At 72.3% G+C, this 3433-nt stretch carries 3 protein-coding genes; 1 reads left to right on the top strand and 2 read right to left on the bottom strand.

Annotation, left to right across the window (positions count from 1 at the left end; genetic code table 11):
• Positions 1 to 95 precede the first annotated feature (95 nt).
• Both AC2W7G_RS12095 and AC2W7G_RS12090 read right to left on the bottom strand, forming a co-directional pair.
• The gene (locus tag AC2W7G_RS12095) at positions 96 to 1073 is read right to left on the bottom strand and encodes an SGNH hydrolase domain-containing protein (RefSeq protein ID WP_485868661.1); all 978 of its coding nucleotides are present in this window, start codon (positions 1071 to 1073) and stop codon (positions 96 to 98) included.
• Entirely contained in the window at positions 1070 to 3118 is a 2049-nt protein-coding gene (locus AC2W7G_RS12090) for an acyltransferase family protein (RefSeq protein WP_485868660.1), read from the bottom strand. Before AC2W7G_RS12090 ends, AC2W7G_RS12095 begins: the two co-directional genes overlap by 4 nt.
• Positions 3119 to 3223: 105 nt before the next feature.
• Between AC2W7G_RS12090 and AC2W7G_RS12085 the strand changes: the two genes are divergently transcribed.
• Positions 3224 to 3433: hypothetical protein (locus tag AC2W7G_RS12085; protein ID WP_485868659.1), on the top strand; the 210-nt coding region annotated here is incomplete at its 3' end.

The raw sequence follows: 3433 nt of genomic DNA, 5'->3' as shown, positions 1-3433 counted from the left end.
CCGCGAGCGCGGCCACGACGGCCAGCGCGCGGACGCGGGGAAGGCTCATCGCCCCACGGTAGGCGAGGACCGCCACGGGCGCCGCGACGAACCGGTCAGCCGGCGCGGACCTGCAGGGCCTTCTCGATCGCCCGGCCCAGGCGCGGGGTCAGCGTCTCGACGTAGGTGCGCGTCAGGTGGTGCCGGTCGCGGTACAGCGTGACCCCGCCGACGATCGCCGGGCACGTCTGGCCCGGGCAGACCCACGGGTTCAGGTCGAGGTAGGAGGTGCCATCGACCTCGCCGGCGACCGTGCGTCCCTCGTCGGCCTTCCACACGTCGTCGTACGCCTGGTCGCGCGGCACGTCGCACAGGCCGGGACGCTCGGGGTGGCGGACCAGGCAGTCGGGCACGTTGATCGGCATGCGCGGGGTGGCGGCCAGGACGAGCACCGGGACGTCGGCCTTCGTCAGGCGCGTCCAGAGCGTCGAGGCGCCCTCGTGGAGCAGGGCGTCCTTCTCGGCGGCGGTCGCGCGGGGCGCCCACAGCTTGCGCGTGTCGAGCGCGGTCACGACGAGGTCGGGCCGGTCCGGCCCGGTCAGCCGGCTGACGAGCCCGGCGTTGAACTCGTCGCAGGAGAGGTACGGCGTGCGCTCGTCGTACTGGGTCGCGGCGCTCGTGAAGTCGCAGGCGGACTTCGTGTAGGTGCGCACCTTCCAGTGGTTGAGCAGGGCGAGCTGCTCCAGCGCCGGCAGCCACTGCAACGTCTTGGAGTTGCCGGCCAGGGCGACCTCGACCTTCCCCTCCGGGTCGCCGAAGACGCAGCCGGGGGAGACAGCGCCCTCGAAGCTCACCGTGCAGGCCTTGCCCCGGCGCGACGAGACGTCCTCGGCCGCATCACGCGGCTCGGGCACGGCGCCGCGCGTCGTGGTCGCCGGCTCGAGCTGGCCGTCGGCGAGCGCCGCGGCACCGAGCCCGGCGATCGTCGGGGGCACCTCGACCGGCTTCGGGCCCGGGGCGGAGTCCGAGCAGCCGGCGAGCATGGCTGCGAGAGCGGCGACGACCGCGAGCGCGCGGACGCGGACCGACGTCATCCCCAGACCTCGTCCAGCTGCGGCTCCAGGAAGCGGCGCATCGTCTTGGTGTACGTCGCCGTGACGTGGTGCGTGTCGTAGTAGACGAGCACCTCGCCGATGATCGGCGCGCACTTCTCGCCGGGGCACACCCAGCCGTTCATGTCGACCAGGCCCACGCCCTCGACGCCCTCGACGGCCTGCTCGGCGTCCGAGAGGCCCCACACCGAGGAGTAGGCCTTGGCGCGGTCGACGGCGCACCGGGTCAGGTGGCCCTCGTTGCTGCCGACGCAGTCGGGGATATTGAGCTTGAGGCGGGGCCCGGCGGTCAGCACGGCGACGTCGATGCCGGCGTCGGTGAACGTGCGCCACCACTCCTGGACGCCCTCGACGCGGGTGCGGCGCAGCTCGGCGGCCGGCACGTCCTTGCTCTTCTGGGCGATCTTGAGCGTGTCGAGCACCGTGAAGACGCGGTCGGGCTTGAGCTCCTCGGTCACGGTCTTGACGACGTTGCGGTTCCACTCGTCGCACTCGGGGTAGTCGTCGAGCGGGTCGCTGCCGTTGCGCGTGGGGGCCGCGGTGAACTCGCACGCGGACTTGGTGAACGACTCGATCCGCCAGCCGCGGTCCTTGCCGATCTCGTCCATGACGGGGATCCACTGACGCGTCTTGGAGTTGCCGATCATCGCGATCACGGTCGTGCCCTGCGGGTCGCCGAAGGTGCAGGACGCGGGGTCGGTGCCCTCGATGTCCTGGTCGCAGCGGCGCGTGGCCTCGTTGGCGTTGTCGTCCTCGACGTCGACCAGCGACGGGGAGAAGGCCTCGACCGAGTCGACCGGGTCGCCGGCCGGGTTGCCGCGCGGCTTCTCGCCGAGCACCTCGGCGCCCTTGGCGTCCTTGACGACGGGGGTCTCGTTGGCGGTGATGGCGCCGTTGAGCGTGAAGCCCGCGACGACGCCGATGACCGTCAGGGCCAGGCCGGCGGCCAGGGCGTTGCGGGTGGACTCCATGAGCCGCGAGAAGCGCACCGGGTTCTCGATGACGTGGTGCGTGAGCCAGGCGGCGGCGACCGACGCGACGGCGACCGGCAGCAGGTCCAGCGTGGTCTCCTCGCCGGGCGACCAGCCCTCGAAGATCACGATCATCGGCCAGTGCCACAGGTAGATCGAGTACGACAGGGCGCCGAACCAGCGCATGACCGAGCGGTCCAGGACCAGCCCGGCGCCGCGGGCGCCGGCGGCGGGACCACCGGCGATGACCGCGGCGGCGCCGGCAATCGGCAGCAGCGCGTAGTAGCTGGGCCACGGCATCGCGTCGTCCTGCAGCAGGACCGAGGCGGCGATGCCGGCCAGGCCGACCCAGGTGAGGGCCGCGGCGGCACCGGGACGCATCCGGTTCAGCAGCGGCACCGAGATGGCCACCAGGCCGCCGAGCGCGAGCTCCCACAGGCGCGTGGTGGTGATGAAGTACGCGGTGTCGGGCGACTCCTGGGTCCAGTGGACCGAGTAGGCCAGCGACGGCACGAAGATGAGCAGCAGGCCGCCGAACATCGCCGGGCGCAGCGGCAGGTGGCCGCGACGCACCAGGATCGCGACGACGATGATCAGCAGCGGCCAGACGACGTAGAACTGCTCCTCGACCGCCAGCGACCAGAAGTGCTGCAGCGGGCTGACCGCGTCGTCCTCGGCCGAGTAGTCGACCGCGCGGTCGGCCAGGCGCCAGTTGATGACGTAGAACGCGCTCGCCACCGCGTCGAAGGCGGTGTCCTTCCAGCGGGTGACCGGCAGGAAGAGGTACGTCGCGACCATCGTGGCCACGATGACCGTGGCCGACGCCGGCAGCAGGCGCTTGGCCCGCCGGGCGTAGAAGCGCGTCAGGCTGACGCGGCCGTCGCGCTCCACCTCGCGGACCAGCAGCCCCGTGATGAGGAAGCCGGAGATGACGAAGAAGATGTCGACGCCCACGAATCCGCCCGGGAGCCAGGCGAGGTCGATGTGGTAGAGGACGACGGTGAGGACGGCGATGGCGCGGAGGCCCTCGATGTCGCCTCGGAAGTTCTTGCTCACCCAGCCTGCTTTCGATCTCGGACGTGCGGACGGTGCCGTGTCAGGGTAACGAACCCTGCCCGGACGGCCCGGCGAGCGCCGGGGGCGGGCTCCTAGGATGGCCCGGTGAGCCTGCCGACGTTGACGCTGCTGCTGGGTCCCTCCGCCTCCCCGGGGCTGGTCGACGACGTCCGCGCGGCCGGGTTTCGACGTCAGGTCGTCCCGGTGCCCGACGGCGACGCGGCCGCGATGCGTGCCGCCGTGGCCGCCGTGACGAGCGAGGCCGTCGGCTACGCGGCGCGCGACCTCACTACGCCGAGCACGTCGAGCGGGCGG

The sequence above is a fragment of the Aeromicrobium sp. PFPM2_SD2 genome (assembly GCF_057364525.1).
This window is presented reverse-complemented; position numbering and strand designations above follow the sequence as displayed.